Here is an 891-nt window from a genome sequence, read left to right as displayed (position 1 = left end):
AAAATGGTGCCGAGGACCGGAATCGAACCGGTACGGTAATCACTTACCGCAGGATTTTAAGTCCTGTGCGTCTGCCAGTTCCGCCACCCCGGCAAATAATGGAGCAGAAGACGGGATTCGAACCCGCGACCCCAACCTTGGCAAGGTTGTATTCTACCGCTGAACTACTTCTGCAAGATTAAATGCTTGAATCATATTAATAAAATGCGGGTGAAGGGAGTCGAACCCCCACGCCTTGCGGCGCTAGATCCTAAGTCTAGTGCGTCTGCCAATTCCGCCACACCCGCTATGAGCCATAGAGGATTCGAACCTCTGACCCTCTGATTAAAAGTCAGATGCTCTACCAACTGAGCTAATGGCTCTAAAAAATGGTGCCGGCCAGAGGACTTGAACCCCCAACCTACTGATTACAAGTCAGTTGCTCTACCAGTTGAGCTAGGCCGGCTTAAAATGGTGGAGAATGACGGGTTCGAACCGCCGACCCTCTGCTTGTAAGGCAGATGCTCTCCCAGCTGAGCTAATTCTCCATTTTAATAACATATGTATAATTATTATTTGCCCGGCAACGTCCTACTCTCGCGGAACGTAAGCCCAACTACCATCGGCGCTAAAGAGCTTAACTTCTGTGTTCGGCATGGGAACAGGTGTGACCTCTTTGCTATCGTCACCAGACAAATGTTGCTTGAGACAAGCGTTCACATACTTCCTCATCACTACTGGCTTTCGCATTCATTTACCTGAGTAAACTCATTTGTCATCCATTGTGATTCGTCGTCTATAAGCGTTTTCTCTTCGCAATAACTATTAGAATGTATTGCACATTCAAAACTAGATAGTAAGCAGATTTTACGGCGTTAAACCGAGTTAAAAATTTTGATTAAGTCTTCGATC

At 46.6% G+C, this 891-nt stretch carries 6 tRNA genes and 1 rRNA gene; all 7 read right to left on the bottom strand.

Annotation, left to right across the window (positions count from 1 at the left end):
- Positions 1 to 4: 4 nt before the first annotated feature.
- Positions 5 to 93: transfer RNA gene (locus tag LQ609_RS12565), tRNA-Leu, on the bottom strand.
- A 6-nt stretch (positions 94 to 99) separates the two neighbouring features.
- Positions 100 to 174, bottom strand: a tRNA-Gly gene (locus LQ609_RS12560).
- Positions 175 to 205: 31 nt separating this feature from the next.
- Positions 206 to 287: transfer RNA gene (locus LQ609_RS12555), tRNA-Leu, on the bottom strand.
- A 2-nt stretch (positions 288 to 289) separates the two neighbouring features.
- A tRNA-Lys gene (locus tag LQ609_RS12550) sits at positions 290 to 362 on the bottom strand.
- 7 nt (positions 363 to 369) lie between these two features.
- Positions 370 to 445, bottom strand: a tRNA-Thr gene (locus tag LQ609_RS12545).
- Between the two features lie 6 nt (positions 446 to 451).
- A tRNA-Val gene (locus tag LQ609_RS12540) sits at positions 452 to 527 on the bottom strand.
- 30 nt (positions 528 to 557) lie between these two features.
- A 5S ribosomal RNA gene (gene rrf, locus LQ609_RS12535) occupies positions 558 to 672 on the bottom strand.
- Positions 673 to 891: the final 219 nt, after the last annotated feature.

Origin of the sequence: Mammaliicoccus sp. G-M28 (genome assembly GCF_022386595.1) — a bacterium.
In the GTDB taxonomy this organism is placed as follows: Bacteria; Bacillota; Bacilli; order Staphylococcales; family Staphylococcaceae; genus Mammaliicoccus; species Mammaliicoccus fleurettii.
Note: the sequence above shows the minus strand (reverse complement) of the source record. Positions and strands in the feature narration are given on the sequence as shown.